This window comes from Gilliamella sp. B2828, from assembly GCF_026537125.1.
GTDB lineage: Bacteria > Pseudomonadota > Gammaproteobacteria > Enterobacterales > Orbaceae > Gilliamella.
The window spans coordinates 165287-183248 of record NZ_JAFNMU010000004.1 but is presented as its reverse complement, the minus strand read 5'-3'; the positions used below and the strand labels follow the sequence as shown (position 1 = coordinate 183248).

Genomic DNA, 17962 nt, shown 5'->3' with positions numbered 1-17962 from the left:
TGACAATGCAAAGCAATAGAGCCTTACTTTTTGTAAATGGTGAGCCGACTAAACATTATCCCAACAATTTAGAAAACTATGCTTTTATTGCCGCAACAGATGGGGCTTATCATAACTATCTTTGCAATTCACCAATAATTCCTAATTATATTATTGGTGATTTAGATAGTTTTGATCATAGCGGTACTCTACCAAGTGGAACTGAAATTATTCATACTCCCGATCAAAATAAAACGGATTTTGAAAAAGCCATCTTATTTTTAGCAAGTAAAGGTGTGAAAAAATTTGATATTTATGGCGCATCAGGTTATGCTAGTGATCATTTCTTAGGAAATTTATCGGTTGTTATACGTTACTATGATCGATTGAATTTTACGTTCTATGATAATTATTGCCAGTTCTTTTTTTCCAAAAAGCAGCAAACTCTTTGTAATATAAAAAATCATATCATTTCTTTTATTCCTTTGTCTAAAGTTACAAATGTCACCATTACAGGTGTTAAATATCCATTAAGTAATGCAACATTAACGTTAAGAGGATTAACAAGTTTAAGAAATAAAGTCATCACGGATTCAGTAAAAATATCCTTTAAAAACGGTGACTTGCTTGTTTTTATAGAAAATAAAGCTACACAAGATTGACAATAACATTTACATTACTTTACAATAATATACACAACTATACACACATTAGCAGAAGAATTATTTAAAAAGGGCCTACTTTATGTTCACAAAAAAACTATTTGTGCTTATTTGTGCTTCAATAATTTCTTTTATGGTTTATGCACAAAACCAAACTAATGTAAATGAAACAAGCAAAGTTATTGATTCTTTTTTTCAGTGTGATAATCAATTTTTTAAACAGTTAAAAACGAATAAAGATTCTTTCAGTCAGTACACAGATTTAGCCTTTGTTGATAATTTTGCTTATATTGTGTCCGATTCGATTGAACACGATAAAAAAAATAGAGTGGTATTTAAAAAGCCAATTGAATACAGAGGATTAAAAATTTTAGGTTATCAAAATATCTTTATTCCAACATCAGTATCTGGTCAATTTTATTATTGGGGGTTTATTTTTGATAATAAACCTCAATACGTTAAACAGGCACTTAATAATATTAACTGGTTAGATTTTAACGAAAAAATTCACTTTGCTAATCCTAAAATTTACGATAAAAAAAGTAAAAATAAAACTTGGCAAGACAATCCGTATTCAATTGACATGGTGATTCCAAGATCTGGCACTGTTGAAAAATCCTTATATTTAGAACCAATAGAAGATAATCAAAGCCGTGTGATTTGCTCAATACAAGGAGATATTGATAAAAAGATTCTCTATTCAGTACGCCCTGATATGAAACCTATCGATAAGGAATATGAAATAAAACGTAAAAAAAGAATTGAAGATAACAATCAAATAAAACAAAAAGAGAATCAAGAAAACCTGAAATCCCAACAAGAAAAAGATATTAATCAAAAATCAACTAAATATAATTCAAAAAATGGGGATAAAATCTAAATGAAAAAAATATACTTGTTATTTATTCTCTTTTCTTTTTCAGCTTTATGTAATGATTTTAATACTCCTGCAACAACCAGTAATAATGAAAGTGATACAAGTAGTTCCCATGAAACAAGTGAAAATTTAAAAGATTCGCGCATTGGTGAACAATTTATTCCAATGAGCAAATTTAATGAAGATAAATCAATAGGTTACTCATTTATTGATAGGAGTTCCATTGTTCTACACCCTTATAATAAAAAAATACGAGTATTTAATGAGGTTGTTAATTTTATACCCCCATTAGTACAAGAAAACAGTGAAGGTGAAAAAATAACTTACCGATCAATTGTGATTCAACATTTCGCTAACTGTGATAAAAAAGAAATCGCTAAAGGGAATATTCAGTTATTTGAAAATTATTTTGGCGATGGTCGTTTAGTGAGTACCAATGACACACCTAACCGATGGGCAAATGCAATTGATAATAATGAACAGCGTCGTTTGTTGATCGTTTCTTGTTCTTTATCTATTGCTCATTAAATATTACTGATTTTTTGTTGATATCTATCTGCCACTTCTAGTGGCAGATAGTTTTTGATTATGCTAATATCACTTAACTACCTCAATATTGATTAACTTTCTATGAACATCACTGAATTTCACACGATTACCGATCAACTGTTTAATAAGGTCGAATCATTTTTAGATCACTTTTCCGAAGAACAAGACATTGACATTGATTATGAAATTAATGGTAATGTCATTACTATCACATTTCCTAATTTCAGTAAAATTATTGTCAATACTCAAGAACCCCTATTTCAAGTTTGGCTAGCAACAGCAAAACAAGGCTATCACTTTGTTTATGTCGATAATGAATGGGTTTGTACTCGTACAAATCAGTCATTTAATAAAATATTCTCGCAATCTGTCACTGATCAAGCAACAATATAACGGTAGAGCTCTAAAAATCGGTTAGATAAGGCAAATTGAGTTTTGCCTTTACTATTTTTCAATTTATAAGTATTAAAGTAAGGTAAGATTGGCTAATTTAATTACCAGCCATTTAACTCCCTCGTCTACAAAGGCAATTTGAACTCGTTTATGATCTCCTTCGCCATCAAGATTGATAATAGTCCCTTCTCCAAAACGATGATGTTTAACTTTTCGACCTAAAACATAACCATCACTTTCACGTTGTTTTTCAAGATAGGATTTTTTACGATCGATAATAAATTGCTCATTTTTACTAAGATCTCTTTTAGTTAAATCATTTGATTTAAACTCAGATGAGGGGATAATACCTCGATAACTTACCTCGTTTAACCTTTCAACAGGTAATTCTGCTAAAAAACGAGAAGGTAAATTACGTTCATCCCGACCATAAAGTCGTCTTAATTCACATAAAGTTAATGTCAAATGTTTTCGAGCCCGAGTGATTCCAACATAGGCTAAACGTCGCTCTTCTTCCATACTATCATTATCTTTAACTGAACGTTGAGCAGGAAAGATACCCTCCTCTAATCCAACAATAAATACATTATCAAACTCTAATCCTTTAGCTGAATGCAGAGTCATTAATTGAATGGAATCTTGAGCTTTAACGACATCTCGACTTTCTAATGAGGTAAACGCTAAAAACGACTCAAGTACTGTCAGTGTTTTACCTGTGGTACTATCCTCAATGACTGTATTTTCATTGTTATGAAAAAATTGTTCGGCAGCCGAAACCAGTTCTTCAAGATTTTCTAATCGTGATTGCCCTTTAATTCCTGGTTCTTGCTCATACATTTGCTGAACACCAGATAATTTAATTATAACGTCAAGCTGTTGATAAAATGGCAACTGTCCTACTTCTTCATGAATTGAGTCCATCAATTGTAGAAAACGACTTAGTCCAGAGCGCTGTCTTTCAGTTAATGCATTTGTTTGAATTAATAATAAACACGCCTCCCATAATGAAAGATTATGTTGTTTAGCCGTAAGTCTGACTTTATCAAGAGTAACATTACCAATACCGCGAGTTGGAGTATTAACTGTCGCTTCAAAAGCCATATCATTGTTGTGATCGTGCAGTAAACGCAAATACGCCAGTGCTAATTTAACTTCTTGCCGCTCATAAAAGCGTATTGAACCATAAATTTGGTACGGCAATCCTGCTTGTAACAGGGTATCTTCAAAAATACGCGATTGAACATTATTACGATATAAAATGGCACAACTTGAAAATTTATCGCCTTCTTCATGACGCTTTTTTATTTGACCAATTACAAATCTTGCTTCATCAATATCATTAAAACCAACATAAAGTGAAATCTTTTCACCTTCACCACTATCTGTCCAAAGATTTTTCCCTAAGCGTTTTTGATTTTTGGCAATTAAAATGTTAGCCGCATCTAAAATATTACTGGTTGAACGATAATTTTGTTCAAGACGAATGATTTCAGTGTCCGGATAATCATTGATAAACAATTGTAGATTGTCGGCATTAGCACCACGCCAGCTGTAGATTGATTGGTCATCATCACCAACAATCATAACGTTAGCCGTATCACCTGCCAATTTTTTTACTAATCGATATTGAATTAAGTTCGTGTCTTGAAACTCATCAATTAAAATATTAGAAAAACGTTGATGGCAATAATTTAGTACATCATGATTTTGATTGAGAAGTTCATAAACTCTTAAAATTAATTCTGAAAAATCAACGTATCCAACTCTGTCGCAAATTGCTTGATAATCACGATAGATGGTTTGCCACATCGCTTGTTTAGGATCTTCTGGTGTGAAATCATGAGCTCGTAATCCCATCTCTTTTTGATTAGAAATAAAAGCTGCACATTCTTTTGCTGACCATTGTTTTTCATCTACTTTAAGTTCTCGAAAAATTCGCTTAATAAGACGAATCTGATCTTCCGAGTCAATAAGCTGAAAATTAGAAGGCAATTTGGCTTGCTGTGAAAACATCCGTAGTAAACGATGAGTTAATCCATGAAAGGTACCAATCCACATCCCACTAAAATAACCGTCACCAACTAATGCTTGGATACGCTCTTGCATTTCAACAGCAGCTTTATTTGTGAAAGTAACGGCAAAAATGGATTGGGAAGGGTAATGTTTTTCCATACAAAGCCATGCAATTCGGTGAACTAAAACACGCGTTTTACCACTTCCGGCGCCTGCAAGTACAACAGTGTATTGGTTATCGGTAGTCACAGCGTTTTGTTGTTCATTATTGAGGTCTTTTAATAATGATTTTTTAATATCCATTATATTTAAACCTATCTTGGTTAGAACAAATACAAATTGGTTTCAATTTCATAAGCATTACAAATATGTTCATTGTGTTTCTAAATATAGTTAATTGACTGTAAGCAAATAAGATAGGCTTTGAGTTAAATGTAAATCACTCTTAGCTTCACTGTCTATTTATACAGATATTTACAAAATTATAACAGATTCTCTAATTCAAGCAATTGACTAATCTCAATATGGGGTAAACATCGAGCATCAGCAAGATGAAAAATGTCCTGATTCATAATGTTTATCCAACACGCTAACAAACCATTATTAATCGCACCATTGACATCCGTTATCAAATTATCACCGACATGTAATATATTACCTGCCGGTACGGCTAATTTGTTAACTGCTAATTCAAAAATTTCTGGAAAAGGCTTTGAGCGCCCATCGGCTCCCCCACGTAATGAAAATTGAAAATAATCACTTAATCCAATTTTATCAATATCAACATTACCATTAGTAATCACCGCTAAAGGGACTATGGTTGCTAATTTCGTTAATAAGGTGTGAGTGGACGGTGAAACATGCATTTTATGACGCCAAAAATTAAACATATCCATTGTTTCGTTAATAATGTTTACCATATTTTCTGGAGAAATCTTTGCTTTATTTAACAATGATTTAATAGTTTCCATTCGCCAGGCCACAACATCGTGATAAATCTCTGGTTGCGCAGCCTGCACCGTTTTTTTTTCTAAATGCAGTTCGGATACAGTTAAATGATGTAACCCTTCATAACGCTGCAAATATTTAACAATTTCCTCTTCGGATTTTTCTACAATGTCACTGTTGTCGTACAACGTATCATCAAGATCGAAAGTGATTGCCTTAATTTTGTTTATTGAACGATAAATGTGCATTACTTGTTTCCTCTTCTCGCTCTTGGATGGGCTGAATCATAAACTTCAGACAGATGTGAAAAATCTAAATGAGTATAAACTTGAGTGGTTGATAAATCTGCATGACCTAACAACTCTTGTACGGCTCGCAAATCTCCACTTGATTCTAACATGTGTGTGGCAAACGAATGTCGTAATTTATGCGGATGGACATGAACAGACAATCCGCGTCTAACGCCCCACTGTGCAAATCTTTTTTCAACATTACGGGGTGAAATGCGTTTACCTAATTTGGAGATAAATAACGCATCATCCTGCGGCTCTAAAAAATCACGCAGTGATAACCAATGATTAATCCATTTAATAGACTCATAACCTAATGGCAATTTTCGCTCTTTATTTCCCTTCCCCATTACGCGAACTTCACCCTCATTCAAATTCAATTCACGGCAATTAAGATTGACTAATTCAGACAATCGTAAACCTGAACCATACATAAGTTCAAGCATAGCTCTGTCACGTACGGAAAGAGGATCATTATATTCAATATCGAGCAATTGATTAATTTCATCAATATCAATATTTTTAGGAAGATGATGCCCCAATTTAGGATTTAACACCCCACGGGCAGGATTGGCATTAATATCTTGATTTTTAATTAACCAATCACAAAAACTGCGCAATGCCGATAGCCTTAATGATAAACTTCTTGCCTGTAAACCCGTTCGTTTACTATGACTAATTAATAATCTAACTGCCGATGAGTCTACATCTTGCCATTGAGTAATTCCCACTTCTTCTGCGATGGCTATAAGCGCAAAAAGTTGACGTCGATAATTAACTTGAGTATTTAGGCTAAGCTGTTTTTCCGATTTTAAATAATTTAAAAAACGCTCAACCGGTTCAGTTAATAAACAACGATTATTTTGAGAGGATTGAACCATAACTTACCTTATTTTTTTCGCATAACCCATTTTCCAATTAATATAGGTAATAATTGACTCACTTTTTCTAATAATAAAGTACCTTGTCTTTCCTGATAATGATTCGGATTGGAGCTGGTAAACATTAAGATCCCCAAATCACCAAATTGTCCTAATAAGGATAACGCAACAGAACCAACATAATTATGTTGAGATAATAAAAAATCTAATTCGGTGGTATTTAAGATACCAAGATATTGATTACTGTATTGTAGATGTCTAACTCGAATAAAATCAAAACCTGAACTATTCAAAGCAAAATGTTGATATTTTGAAGGGGCATTGATTAACCATTTGTCATCAAAAAGGTATAAGTATGCACCATTAAGACCCAACGATTTTGCCCAATTTTTTAATATCTGTACCAGTTCATCAAGATCATTGGCTTTAATTATCTGACATTGTAGATCCATAAACTGATTAAAAAGTAATTCATTAGAACGCGCGTATTCCATTAATAAGGTTATTTCATCCTTAAGATGACTAATTTTATTACGCTGTCTTGCCATTTGCCATTCAGGTAGTGAAATTCCACCCCTGATTGGATGTGGAATACGCATATTTTCAATACGACTTGCGTTTCTGATAAAAAAATCTGGATTATCGAGCAAATATTGACTAACAATCTCATCATTCAATTTCATTTTACGAGTTGTTGGTTTTGTATTTTTTGCTTTATAAGATTGTGATGTTTTAGCAACCATTCTGAATCTCTGTTATAACCGATAAGACACACTAGGCTAAAAAATCAGTTAAAATTAATGGAGTTATATATTTTTAACTAATTTATTAACAAAGAATGAAATGTTATTTATCTACTTTATTGTCAAACAAAATTTACATCGCAATAAATCCATCATAAACATGCGTAGCAGGTCCTGTCATATAAAGAGGTTTATTTGTACCTTGCCATTCGATTAATAACTTACCACCAGGTAGGTTTACTTTGACTTTGCTGTTAAGTAATCCTTGATTAATACCAACAGCAACAGCGGCACATGCTCCAGTACCACAAGCTTGCGTTTCACCAACACCACGTTCAAATACACGTAAATTTATATTATTGCGATCGATAATATGCATAAAACCAATATTAGCTCGCTCCGGAAACCGTTCATGCTGTTCCAATAATGGACCTAATTGTTCCACTTCCGCGGTAAGAATATTATCTACTTGTAAAACACAATGTGGATTACCAATTGAAGCAACGCCACATAATATTGTGCGTTCTTGAGCACGAATGATGTAAGTTTTCTCTTCTTTAATTGCTTTAAAAGGTACTTTATTCGGCTCAAAAATAGGTTGTCCCATATTGACTCTTACCGTCTCATCGTCATTGACAGTCAATACAATATTCCCTTTCATCGTGCTAACTTTTAATGTGCGTTTTTTGGTCAAACCTTTCAAACGAACAAAACGTGCAAAGCAACGTGCTCCATTTCCACACTGCTGAACTTCACTACCATCAGCATTAAAAATTCGATAATGAAAATCGGTATCTGGAGCAAAAGGAGGCTCAACAATCAAAAGTTGATCAAAACCTACTCCAGTATATCTATTAGCAAGACGTTTGATCATTTCAGTCGAAAGATGAACATTTTGGGTTACCGCATCAATGACCATAAAATCATTTCCGAGTCCATGCATTTTTGAAAAGTTCATCTATTTCTACCTTCTATTGAAAAAAACATAATTGTCTATTGCGTTATATTATCTGATAAGCACATCACACTGTCTGATGTATGAAAACCCGCCTAAGTTCTCACATAATCAGCAATATTATTTATTATAGGAATTCACCTCGCCATAAATCATCAAACGACTCTCGCTGACGAATGAGTTTATGTTGCTGCTCGCCAATTAACATCACCTCTGCTGGTCTTGGGTGACTGTTATAGTTGGATGCCATACTAAATCCATAAGCGCCAGCACTACAAACCACTAATAAATCATCTTGTTGAACCGAAAGCTCACGTTGATATGCCAATACATCACTTGATTCACAAATTGGGCCAACAACATTATATATCAAGGTTTCATCTGTTAGTTTCGGTTCTTTTTCTGGTAAAACTCGCATCCAAGCTTGATATAGCGCTGGTCTAATTAAATCGTTCATACCTGCATCCACAATTGCAAAATGATTACCATCTTGATGTTTAGTATATTCAACTTTCGTGATTAATAGTCCTGCGTTAGCAACAATGCACCGACCGGGTTCAAATAGAAGCTCAACATTAACGTATTTTGCAAATTTCTTTTTCAACTCAGTAACAAGCAGTGAAGGTGATATAGGTTGTTCATCATTATAACAAACTCCCAAACCGCCTCCTAAATCAATATGATCAATACTGATGTCATTAGTTTTTAATTCATCGATTAGTGCCACAATACGATCGGCAGCATCAAGAAAAGGTGACAATTCCGTTAACTGAGAGCCGATATGACAGTCAATGCCTGCTATTTTGATATTTGCTAATGATTTGGCTTTACGATATACATCTAATGCTAATTGATAACTAATACCAAATTTATTTTCACGTAATCCTGTTGAAATGTAAGGATGAGTTTTTGCATTAACATCAGGATTAATTCTTAACGAAATTGTCGCAATTTTATTTAATCTTTTAGCAACATCATTAATTCGATAAAGCTCTGATTCTGACTCAACATTGAAACATTTGATACCAACTGTCAGTGCGCGCTCAATTTCTACAATGGATTTTGCTACACCAGAAAAGACAACTTTGCTCGCATCCGCTCCTGCCTTTAGCACTCGTTCCAATTCACCTTGAGACACAATATCAAACCCAGCTCCTAAATTTGCCAATTGATTTAATACTGATAAATTACTGTTAGCTTTAACTGCATAACAGATTAAATGGTTAGTATCCATTAGAGCTTGCTGATAAGCCAGAAACTGTTTAGTAATATAATTGGCTGAATAAACATAGAGTGGTGTACCGTACTGTTCAGCTAAATCAGATATTGCAATTTTATTAGCAAACAATTGACCTCTTTTATAATGTAGAAAATCCATAATCTATTCCGTTAAACTGTTTGGTTAAGTGAATACGAATCCATTGATATTGTTGACGTCTCAGCAGGAATATAAAGAGGTCCTTTCAGTCCACACCCCAATAATGTCAATGTAACTAAAAGTATAGAAAGTAGTTTTATTGATGATTTCATAGAACATTCACAATTATTTCATTTTTAGGATGCCGACTATATTACACGATAGCCATATCCGTGCAAAGCATAAATAATCAAATCGTTATATATAACTTTGATATTAATATTATTCATTTGTTTACTTTTATTGAGTTATCTTGCAATATTCAATTATTTCTATAAATTACATTTTATTCCTTAATGAACTAACTATCCTTTTACTGGTCAATTTTTACTGAAACGTAGGTATAATCTGAAACTTTTTTACAAAACAATTTTTATTTCTCAAGAAACGAGAGCGATTACTGTGTCTGATTTTTCTGATATATGTAGGCATTGAGTGTTAGATTATTATAACCTCATATTATTGTTCTGGTCGTGTTTACTGAAACGTAGGTGTAACCTGAAACTTTTTTACAAAGAAATCGATAAAAAATGGTTCATGGAAGAGACCAACCATACTAGAGTGATTTTTTAAATCAATTTATTCTGTTATAAAATAATCAATCGATTAGCTCTAAGCATTAATATATTTTTGACGGTCAGGAAGCCAACAAGCTATCAATTGCTGAGCAACTTGTGGATAGTTTTGTTGTAAAGAGTGAGATATTTTTTGTATTTCACTAATCAGATGTTGATCACGGATTAAATCAACAATTTTGAAGTTTGCCACACCCATTTGCCGAGTCCCCAAAATTTCACCACTGCCACGAATTTCGAGATCTTTTTGGGCAATTACAAATCCATCATTGCTTTCACGCATGACTTTCATTCTTGCTTGAGCCACTTTACTGAGCGGAGCTTGGTACATTAAAACACAATAAGAAACTGCACTACCTCGACCAACTCGTCCACGTAATTGGTGTAATTGAGCTAACCCGAGTCGTTCAGCATTTTCAATAATCATCAAACTCGCATTGGGTACATCAACACCAACTTCAATTACCGTCGTTGCAACTAGAAGTTGAATGTTACCTGCTTTAAAGTTTTGCATGACCAATTGTTTGTCATCTGATTTCATTTTGCCATGTATTAAGGCAATCGACAAGCTTGGTAATCGTTCACCCAATTCTTCAACTAACATTTCCGCAGCTTGAGCGTCTAGAATTTCTGACTCTTCAACTAACGTACAGACCCAATAGACTTGTCGAGCACTTAAACAAGCTTGATGCACTCTTTCGATAATCTCTTCTCGGCGAGAATTAGGAATAACAACTGTCGTAACAGGCGTACGCCCAGGCGGTAACTCATCAATCACCGAGACGTCTAAATCCGCATATACTGTCATTGCCAGTGTTCTAGGTATGGGTGTTGCGGTCATAATTAGTTGATGAGGATGCATACCTTCTTTTATTCCTTTTTCCCATAATGTTAATCGCTGATTAACACCAAATCGGTGCTGCTCATCTATAATCACCAAGCCTAGAGAGGCAAATTCCACCTTATCAACAAAAACAGCATGTGTACCGATTAACATAGTGATATCACCATTTTGTACACTTTCATAACGCTGCTTTTTATTTTTTGCAGTTAAGCGTCCAGATAGCCAATCCACTTTTATACCAAGTGGTTCAAACCATTGTTTGAAATTGTTATAGTGCTGCTCTGCTAATATTTCTGTCGGCGCCATTAAGACAACTTGTTGATGATTTTCTATAGCGTTCAATGCCGCCAATGCAGCAACTAAGGTCTTACCTGAACCCACATCCCCTTGAATTAAACGCATCATTGGAATAGGTTTAGCCATATCTGTATAAATATCTTTAACGACGCGTTGCTGGGCATTAGTTGGACTAAAAGGCAATGAAGCTAAAAAAGGTGTTATAAACTTTTGATTAATACGCATAGCATAGGCTTGATGCTTTTGATTATCGACTTTTAATAGCAACATGCTTAAGTGATAGGCGAGTAACTCTTCAATAATGAATCGTTTAATCGCGCGATGTTCGCCAGTACCCAATAGATTGATATCGGTATCAATTGGCGGATTATGAATGATTGTTAATGAATCTAACGCAGGCAAATAATGATTAGATAAATAATTAGGCAAAATTTCAATTGGAGGATTACGTTTTAACAGTAATAACGCTGATTGAATCAATTTACGAATCACATTTTGAGTCAAACCATATGTTGTAGAATATATAGGAGTATATCTTTCCTGACTCCCATCAGTTAAGGCTATATCCTCACGGTTAGCGTTAACTTTATATTGAGGATGAATAATCTCTGGATAATTTTTTCCGCTTTTTATTTCACCGTAGGCTCTTACCCATTGACCTTGTATCAAACTCGCTTTTATTCCAGCATTAAAATTCATAAATCTCAATATTGCTATTCCTGATTCATCCTGAATATGACAAACTAACATTTGTTTGCGTTTCAAGATCACTTCAGTTTTTATAATGCAACCTTCGATCGTAGTATGTTTACCAACAGTCACATCACCGATGGCACACGATGTAGTACGATCTTCATAACGCAAAGGGAAATGGAATAATAAATCTTGAATGGTATCAATTCCAAGTGCATGAAATTTTTTTTCTAAACTATCACCAACTCCACTTAATTTAATTAATGGAATATGATTAAAAAAACGATTTACCATGATAATTAATTGATGTTACGAATCACACTCACAACATCTTGTTGTAAAGACAATTTACGCATTAACTCATTGAGTTGTTGAGAATTTTTTACTTCAATTTGTAAGATGATAGTATAAATTTGTCGATCTTTTTCTTCCGTATTTAGCCACTGTAAATGCGCTTTTTCATCATTAATAATCGAAAGTATATGCCCTAATGAACCTTGATTATTTAGAATATCTACCCAGATTTCAGCAACAAAAAATTGATCGATATTAGTCGCCCATTTAAGAGGAATATACTTTTCAGGATTATTTTGATAACCGGTTATATTTCGACAATATTCATGATGTACGGTTAAACCTTTTTCTGGACTCACATGACCAATAATTGGATCATTAGGGATGGGATGACAACATTTTGAAAATGTTAGTAACACACCTTCACTTCCAGTTATTACTAATGTTTTATTCGAATCGAAATGATCTTGCAATAATTCATTATGCTTCAACCCGTTGGCGATAAAATGACTCATAATATTGCCTAAACCAATTTCAGCCAACACATCATCAAAAGATTGTAATTTGGTAATTTGCAAAATATTTTTAATCTGTTCATTAGAAAGATTTTCAATTCCACCTGTGTTAACTAGTGCTAAATTAAGTAATCGTCGTCCAAGCGCTATGGCATCTTCACGTTTTAACGATTTCAACGCTTGCCGAATACGCGATCTCGCTTTGGCACTCACCACAAAACTCAGCCAACGTGCATTAGGTCGAGCTTCTGGTGAAGTAATAATTTCAACTGTTTGTCCATTACTTAGAGGTTGGGATAGCGGATAAGGTTTGCGATCAACAAGTGCGCCAATACACTGATGACCTATATCAGAATGTACTGCATAAGCAAGATCAACGGCTGTTGCACCTTCAGGTAATTGAACAATACGACCTTTAGGTGTAAAAACATAGATCTCTTTAGGAAACAGATCCGATTTTACATTTTCAATAAATTCAAACGAGTTACCAACACTTTGTTGCAGTTCTAATAAACTCTGCATCCAGCGTTGAGCCTTAATTTGAGTGGTGGTATGCGTAATCTCATCATTTTCATTATATACCCAATGAGCAGCTACCCCCATTTCAGCCATTTGATCCATATCTTCAGTACGTATTTGCACTTCTACTGGCGTACCATATGGACCAATTAAGGATGAGTGTAACGATTGGTAACCATTGGCTTTAGGAATGGCTATATAATCTTTAAATCGATTAAGGCGTGGTTTATATAAATTATGTACTAAACCCAGAGCTCGGTAGCAGGCATCGACATCTTTAACAACGACTCGAAAAATATAAATATCCATAATTGAGTGAAAATGCTGTTCACGCATTTGCATTTTCTGATAAATTACATAAATATTTTTTTCTAATCCTTCCACTACTGCATCAATATGAGCATCGGCTAAACGCCCTCTAATTTCTGATAATATTTGCTCAATAAGTTCTTTTCTGGTACCGCGAGCAACATCAACGACTTTTTCTAGCACTTTAGCGCGATTAGGATGCATCGCCGTAAAGCCCAATATTTCGAGCTCAGTTTTAATATGATGAATACCCAAACGATGTGCTAAAGGAGCATAAATTTCTAGTGTCTCTTTTGCTATGCGACGACGTTTATCAGGTCTTAGTGATCCAAGAGTTCGCATATTATGCGTACGGTCAGCAAGTTTAATTAAAATAACGCGCACATCTTCGGTCATGGCGAGAACCATTTTACGAAAATTTTCAGCTTGTGCTTCTTGCCTATTGCGAAATTTTAATTTATCTAATTTAGAAACACCTTCAACCAAAATAGCAACGTGTTTGCCAAATTTTTCCGTAATATCTTGAAAGGTGACAGGAGTGTCTTCGATAGTATCATGTAAAAGTGCAGCGATAATTGTTTCATAATCCAGTCGCATATCGGCTAAAATTGTCGCAACCGCGACTGGATGGGTAATATAAGGTTCACCGCTACATCGGAATTGCCCATCATGCGCCTTTTGAGCAAAGAGATAAGCATCTTGAATAATATCAACTTGTTTAGCTGGAAGATAAGATGTGACAACCTCTTTTAAACCATCAAAATATTGCATAGGCAATTCTCAGCAGAATTTATTCGTACGAGGGAGTATTATCAAGAAGAATCGATTCATGAAGCGCAGAACGAACTTCTGCTTCTTCATCTTGACGAGCCTGAAAATCAGCAGTATCAAGAATTTGTTTGTTAACAAGACCATCTTCAATTTCACGTAACGCAATAACGGTCTCTTTGTCGTTTTCTTCTGGAATTAATGGCGATTTATTTTCAATTTGTAATTGACGAGCACGTCTTGCTGCAACTAAAACGAGATCAAAGCGATTACCAATTTTTTCTACTGCATCTTGAACAGTTACACGAGCCATTTTTACCTCTAATTTGTTTTACTAAATTGCTTTATTTGAAAGATCTATTATTGTACTTAATTTTGTAGCAAATTGTCCATATTAATATTATTTATAAACTCAAGCTAGCTGATTTTTTTACAAAAAACTATCAATAGTTATTCAATCAAATCTAACCAAACATTCTTTCCAAGAATTGGCATGTTTAGAAGATAACGGCGTAAAGCATCTAAAGCAATTGCACAAAGAATTTTTTGAGTGATTTCACGATTCTGTACTTGACCAGTATATTTCAAATTAAATTGGAAAAATTGTTGAGAAGTGGCTATTATCAATGTGAATTCCGTATTTTTTTCTCTAAAATTAACTAACCCTAGCACGATATCAGCTCTATTTCTGGTTAATACATGTAAACAATAGTCTTTAAAAGCCTCAGGAAACAATGGAACGATTTCCGACTTAACCAGTGGTGCTTCACACTCAAATAATTGGTGAGCGATGCGCCCTGCGGATTGATGTTCAATAACTGCAATTGTTTGCCCTTTTTCGATTAAAATTTTAGAAACAAACATCGCTAAGCCTAGATCTCCATGTTGTGTTAAGACCCCTTCATACAAAAAATTGTTAGCAACTATTGCTTTAATTTTCTGCCATAACGCATCCATCTTAGTTTTTTGCTCTTCTGAACCTGTTAATTTCAGTTCAACCATTGGCATTGTTGCTCGATATCCAATCACAATATCCGTTGGTAAATTGAGGTTATCATCAATTTGAGTTGCTAAATTACTTTCGGTTTGCCCCATTGTCATCAGTCGATAACACAATTTCTTTTCTAATGTTGGAAAGTTTAATTTAATTTCAGGCAAAATCCAGGTTTTAATCATTTCCTTGAATTCGCTAGGTACACCTGGAGTAAAATATAAAAGGCAGTGATTGATTTGTATTTTAAAGCCACATGCCGTTCCAATCGGATTATCAATTAAAGTAGCACTTTGTGGTAACATTGCTTGCTTTATATTACTTGGTGACATAGTTTTACCATGCCTTAAAAAAAATTGTTCAATTTTGCTCAGCCACTCTTGATGCAATATAAGGGGTTCATGATTGGCTAACGCTGCTGCTTGAGCGCTTAAATCATCACTTGTTGGTCCTAAGCCACCATTCACAATAATAATATCATTATCTAAACTATGTTGTTGAAGTGTGCTAATTAGCTGAGTCAAATCATCACCAACTGTATGTTTGGATGTTATTAAGATACCTTCTTGAAAAAGGAATTGAGACAACCACGCAGCGTTAGTATCAATTATTTGCCCATGTAACACCTCATCACCAGTACTGAGCATTTCGATGTTTATCTTTTTTTTAATCATAAATACCCCATAAACAAATAATGATTAAATAACAATATTTTTGCTATCCAAACCTTCTTCATCATTGTCCATATGTTCTTTACTTTGCACTGACTTTACTGAAAAATAGAGATCATAAGCAAATTCAATATACTCTTCATCAAGCTGTATATTCATCTGCTTAAACCAATTTTTGAGTGTTTTTCGTCTACCTGATAGGATTAATATAACATTTCGGACTTTTAAAGATTTAACTAATTCTTCAACACCTAATAACACGCTGACATCTTTATAAGTAAAACAAGGAATAGCATCAACGATAACGTAGTTTATTGGCTCTTCAGCTTCGTCAATATAACTTATAATTTTTCGCTTAAAATATGCGATGTTAAAATAAGTGAGCGGGGAGTTAAAACGATAAATAATTGTATTTTTTAATTTTTTAACCTCTTTACCTAAAGAGTGAATACGACCACTATCATCGATCCCCAATAGTTGATCTTTCGGTCTGAAAACACGGCGTAAAAATAGAAATAGCCCTAACAAAACAGCGAGCGCCATACCTGGGATAATACCTATCAATAATACCGAGATAAATGTGATTAAACTTAAATAAAATGCATCGCGATCAAATTTAAAAAAGCGAAATATAGTTTGAAAATTAATAAGAGAAAACGAAGAGTAAATTAAAATCACCCCTAATACACAAGTTGGAATGTATTGCAACGGCGCTAAAAAAAACAGAACTATAAAACCAATTAATATTGCTGCAATAATTGAAACCAACTGAGTTTTACCGCCATTGGCATCATTAACTGCAGTACGCGATGAAGTACCACTTACCACGAATCCTTGTGATAACCCGGCTACAATATTTGCCATACCCAAGGCTTTAAATTCAATATCTGCGTTTGTTTCATAATTATTTTTGGATGCAAAACTGCGTACCGTAATCATCATACTGACAAAACAGATAACCGCTATATTCAGTGATGGCACCACTAAATCTCTCATTTTTCCTTTATCAAAATCAATCCAGGATTCAGTAGGTATAAATTCGCCACTAACTTGGCCAATGATACGGATATCGTACGATTCAAAATTAAATAACCACGAAAAAAACGTCGTTATCATTACAGCTAAAAGCGGGGCTGGATATCGAGGTTTTGATCTTCTCAAAACAATCAATAAGAGTAAAGTAAAAAACGAGATCAATGCAGTTAAAATATGAATTTGTGATATTTTAAAAGGTAAATACACAACTCGTTCAATTAAGTATGAAAAGTCATAGGAAAATCCTAAAGTTTTAGCCAATTGATCAATGATAATTGTAATTGAAATTCCGTTGAGTAGACCAATTAAAATCGGTTGACTGAGTAAATCAGCCAGTGCTCCTAAATGCAACTTACCCGCAATGATACACCATATACCAATCATAATGGTTAATAAAACAACCAATTGCCAGCGTAAAATGGGATCATTTGCCGCCAAAGGAAAAACAACAGCCGCAACTACTGCACAAGTTGCGGTATCAGGACCAACAATAAGTTGTCGGGAAGAACCAAAAAGTGCATAAACAATAAGAGGTAAAATGGTTGAGTATAAGCCGGCTATTGCACCAACACCCGTTAATTCAGCGTAAGCAATTGATACAGGTAACGAAACAGCCGCTACGGATAAGCCTGCCTTTATATCAGAATTAAAATATTCACGTTTATAATGCAATAAACTGACTAATCCAGGCATCCATAATGCTATTTTTTGTAATACCCCTTTGTTTTCTACTTTTTGCATATT

16 protein-coding genes are annotated in these 17962 nt (G+C 34.1%); 4 read left to right on the top strand and 12 right to left on the bottom strand.

Features of this window, described 5'->3' with window-relative positions:
- The first annotated feature begins 5 nt into the window (after positions 1–5).
- From J3U19_RS05405 to cyaY, 4 genes are all read left to right on the top strand, one after another.
- A complete protein-coding gene (locus tag J3U19_RS05405; RefSeq protein ID WP_267340475.1) occupies positions 6–641 on the top strand; it encodes a thiamine diphosphokinase in 636 nt (211 codons plus the stop codon).
- Positions 642–723: 82 nt separating this feature from the next.
- Positions 724–1521, top strand: coding sequence for a hypothetical protein (locus tag J3U19_RS05400; protein WP_267340476.1), 798 nt, complete (start codon positions 724–726; stop codon positions 1519–1521).
- Positions 1522–2046, top strand: a complete 525-nt coding sequence (locus J3U19_RS05395) for a surface-adhesin E family protein (protein ID WP_267340477.1) — start codon at positions 1522–1524, stop codon at positions 2044–2046. It abuts the gene before it with no gap.
- Positions 2047–2148: 102 nt separating this feature from the next.
- On the top strand, positions 2149–2460 hold the full coding sequence (gene cyaY / locus J3U19_RS05390; protein ID WP_267340479.1) for an iron donor protein CyaY: 312 nt from the start codon (positions 2149–2151) through the stop codon (positions 2458–2460).
- Positions 2461–2532: 72 nt separating this feature from the next.
- Here the strand turns inward: cyaY and uvrD are convergent, their stop codons facing one another.
- From uvrD to J3U19_RS05335, 12 genes are all read right to left on the bottom strand, one after another.
- Positions 2533–4776, bottom strand: a complete 2244-nt coding sequence (uvrD, locus tag J3U19_RS05385; RefSeq protein ID WP_267345636.1) for a DNA helicase II — start codon at positions 4774–4776, stop codon at positions 2533–2535.
- Positions 4777–4955: 179 nt separating this feature from the next.
- The gene (yigB, locus tag J3U19_RS05380; RefSeq protein ID WP_267345635.1) at positions 4956–5669 is read right to left on the bottom strand and encodes a 5-amino-6-(5-phospho-D-ribitylamino)uracil phosphatase YigB; all 714 of its coding nucleotides are present in this window, start codon (positions 5667–5669) and stop codon (positions 4956–4958) included.
- Positions 5669–6592 (bottom strand): tyrosine recombinase XerC, encoded by a 924-nt coding sequence (gene xerC, locus J3U19_RS05375; protein WP_267340483.1) that lies wholly within the window; start codon positions 6590–6592, stop codon positions 5669–5671. The genes yigB and xerC overlap by 1 nt, the downstream gene beginning before the upstream one ends.
- 8 nt (positions 6593–6600) lie before the next feature.
- Entirely contained in the window at positions 6601–7335 is a 735-nt protein-coding gene (locus tag J3U19_RS05370; protein WP_267345634.1) for a DUF484 family protein, read from the bottom strand.
- A gap of 133 nt (positions 7336–7468) precedes the next feature.
- Positions 7469–8293, bottom strand: coding sequence for a diaminopimelate epimerase (gene dapF, locus J3U19_RS05365; RefSeq protein WP_267345633.1), 825 nt, complete (start codon positions 8291–8293; stop codon positions 7469–7471).
- Positions 8294–8417: 124 nt separating this feature from the next.
- Positions 8418–9668 carry a diaminopimelate decarboxylase gene (gene lysA, locus J3U19_RS05360; protein ID WP_267345631.1) on the bottom strand — a complete coding sequence of 417 codons (1251 nt, stop codon included), beginning with the start codon at positions 9666–9668 and terminating at the stop codon, positions 8418–8420.
- An 11-nt stretch (positions 9669–9679) separates the two neighbouring features.
- Positions 9680–9820 (bottom strand): LPS translocon maturation chaperone LptM, encoded by a 141-nt coding sequence (gene lptM / locus J3U19_RS11545; RefSeq protein WP_416380307.1) that lies wholly within the window; start codon positions 9818–9820, stop codon positions 9680–9682.
- A gap of 499 nt (positions 9821–10319) precedes the next feature.
- Positions 10320–12410, bottom strand: coding sequence for an ATP-dependent DNA helicase RecG (gene recG / locus J3U19_RS05355; protein ID WP_267345629.1), 2091 nt, complete (start codon positions 12408–12410; stop codon positions 10320–10322).
- Positions 12411–12415: 5 nt separating this feature from the next.
- Positions 12416–14524 (bottom strand): bifunctional GTP diphosphokinase/guanosine-3',5'-bis pyrophosphate 3'-pyrophosphohydrolase, encoded by a 2109-nt coding sequence (gene spoT / locus J3U19_RS05350; protein ID WP_267340490.1) that lies wholly within the window; start codon positions 14522–14524, stop codon positions 12416–12418.
- Between the two features lie 19 nt (positions 14525–14543).
- Positions 14544–14834 (bottom strand): DNA-directed RNA polymerase subunit omega, encoded by a 291-nt coding sequence (gene rpoZ, locus J3U19_RS05345; RefSeq protein WP_267340491.1) that lies wholly within the window; start codon positions 14832–14834, stop codon positions 14544–14546.
- A gap of 137 nt (positions 14835–14971) precedes the next feature.
- Positions 14972–16186: a CinA family nicotinamide mononucleotide deamidase-related protein gene (locus J3U19_RS05340; RefSeq protein ID WP_267345628.1), complete on the bottom strand. Its 1215-nt coding sequence runs from the start codon at positions 16184–16186 to the stop codon at positions 14972–14974.
- 24 nt (positions 16187–16210) lie between these two features.
- On the bottom strand, positions 16211–17959 hold the full coding sequence (locus J3U19_RS05335; RefSeq protein WP_267345627.1) for a SulP family inorganic anion transporter: 1749 nt from the start codon (positions 17957–17959) through the stop codon (positions 16211–16213).
- Between the last annotated feature and the right edge of the window lie 3 nt (positions 17960–17962).

Excerpts from the sequence above, each read along its gene's own strand:
- J3U19_RS05370 (WP_267345634.1), bottom strand. The coding sequence starts at position 7,335 with ATGGTTGCTAAAACATCACAATCTTATAAAGCAAAAAATACAAAACCA.
- J3U19_RS05335 (WP_267345627.1), bottom strand. The coding sequence starts at position 17,959 with ATGCAAAAAGTAGAAAACAAAGGGGTATTACAAAAAATAGCATTATGG.
- uvrD (WP_267345636.1), bottom strand. The coding sequence starts at position 4,776 with ATGGATATTAAAAAATCATTATTAAAAGACCTCAATAATGAACAACAA.
- recG (WP_267345629.1), bottom strand. The coding sequence starts at position 12,410 with ATGGTAAATCGTTTTTTTAATCATATTCCATTAATTAAATTAAGTGGA.
- lysA (WP_267345631.1), bottom strand. The coding sequence starts at position 9,668 with ATGGATTTTCTACATTATAAAAGAGGTCAATTGTTTGCTAATAAAATT.
- lptM (WP_416380307.1), bottom strand. The coding sequence starts at position 9,820 with ATGAAATCATCAATAAAACTACTTTCTATACTTTTAGTTACATTGACA.
- J3U19_RS05405 (WP_267340475.1), top strand. The coding sequence starts at position 6 with ATGCAAAGCAATAGAGCCTTACTTTTTGTAAATGGTGAGCCGACTAAA.
- dapF (WP_267345633.1), bottom strand. The coding sequence starts at position 8,293 with ATGAACTTTTCAAAAATGCATGGACTCGGAAATGATTTTATGGTCATT.
- J3U19_RS05340 (WP_267345628.1), bottom strand. The coding sequence starts at position 16,186 with ATGATTAAAAAAAAGATAAACATCGAAATGCTCAGTACTGGTGATGAG.
- xerC (WP_267340483.1), bottom strand. The coding sequence starts at position 6,592 with ATGGTTCAATCCTCTCAAAATAATCGTTGTTTATTAACTGAACCGGTT.
- spoT (WP_267340490.1), bottom strand. The coding sequence starts at position 14,524 with ATGCAATATTTTGATGGTTTAAAAGAGGTTGTCACATCTTATCTTCCA.
- yigB (WP_267345635.1), bottom strand. The coding sequence starts at position 5,669 with ATGCACATTTATCGTTCAATAAACAAAATTAAGGCAATCACTTTCGAT.
- J3U19_RS05395 (WP_267340477.1), top strand. The coding sequence starts at position 1,522 with ATGAAAAAAATATACTTGTTATTTATTCTCTTTTCTTTTTCAGCTTTA.
- cyaY (WP_267340479.1), top strand. The coding sequence starts at position 2,149 with ATGAACATCACTGAATTTCACACGATTACCGATCAACTGTTTAATAAG.
- rpoZ (WP_267340491.1), bottom strand. The coding sequence starts at position 14,834 with ATGGCTCGTGTAACTGTTCAAGATGCAGTAGAAAAAATTGGTAATCGC.
- J3U19_RS05400 (WP_267340476.1), top strand. The coding sequence starts at position 724 with ATGTTCACAAAAAAACTATTTGTGCTTATTTGTGCTTCAATAATTTCT.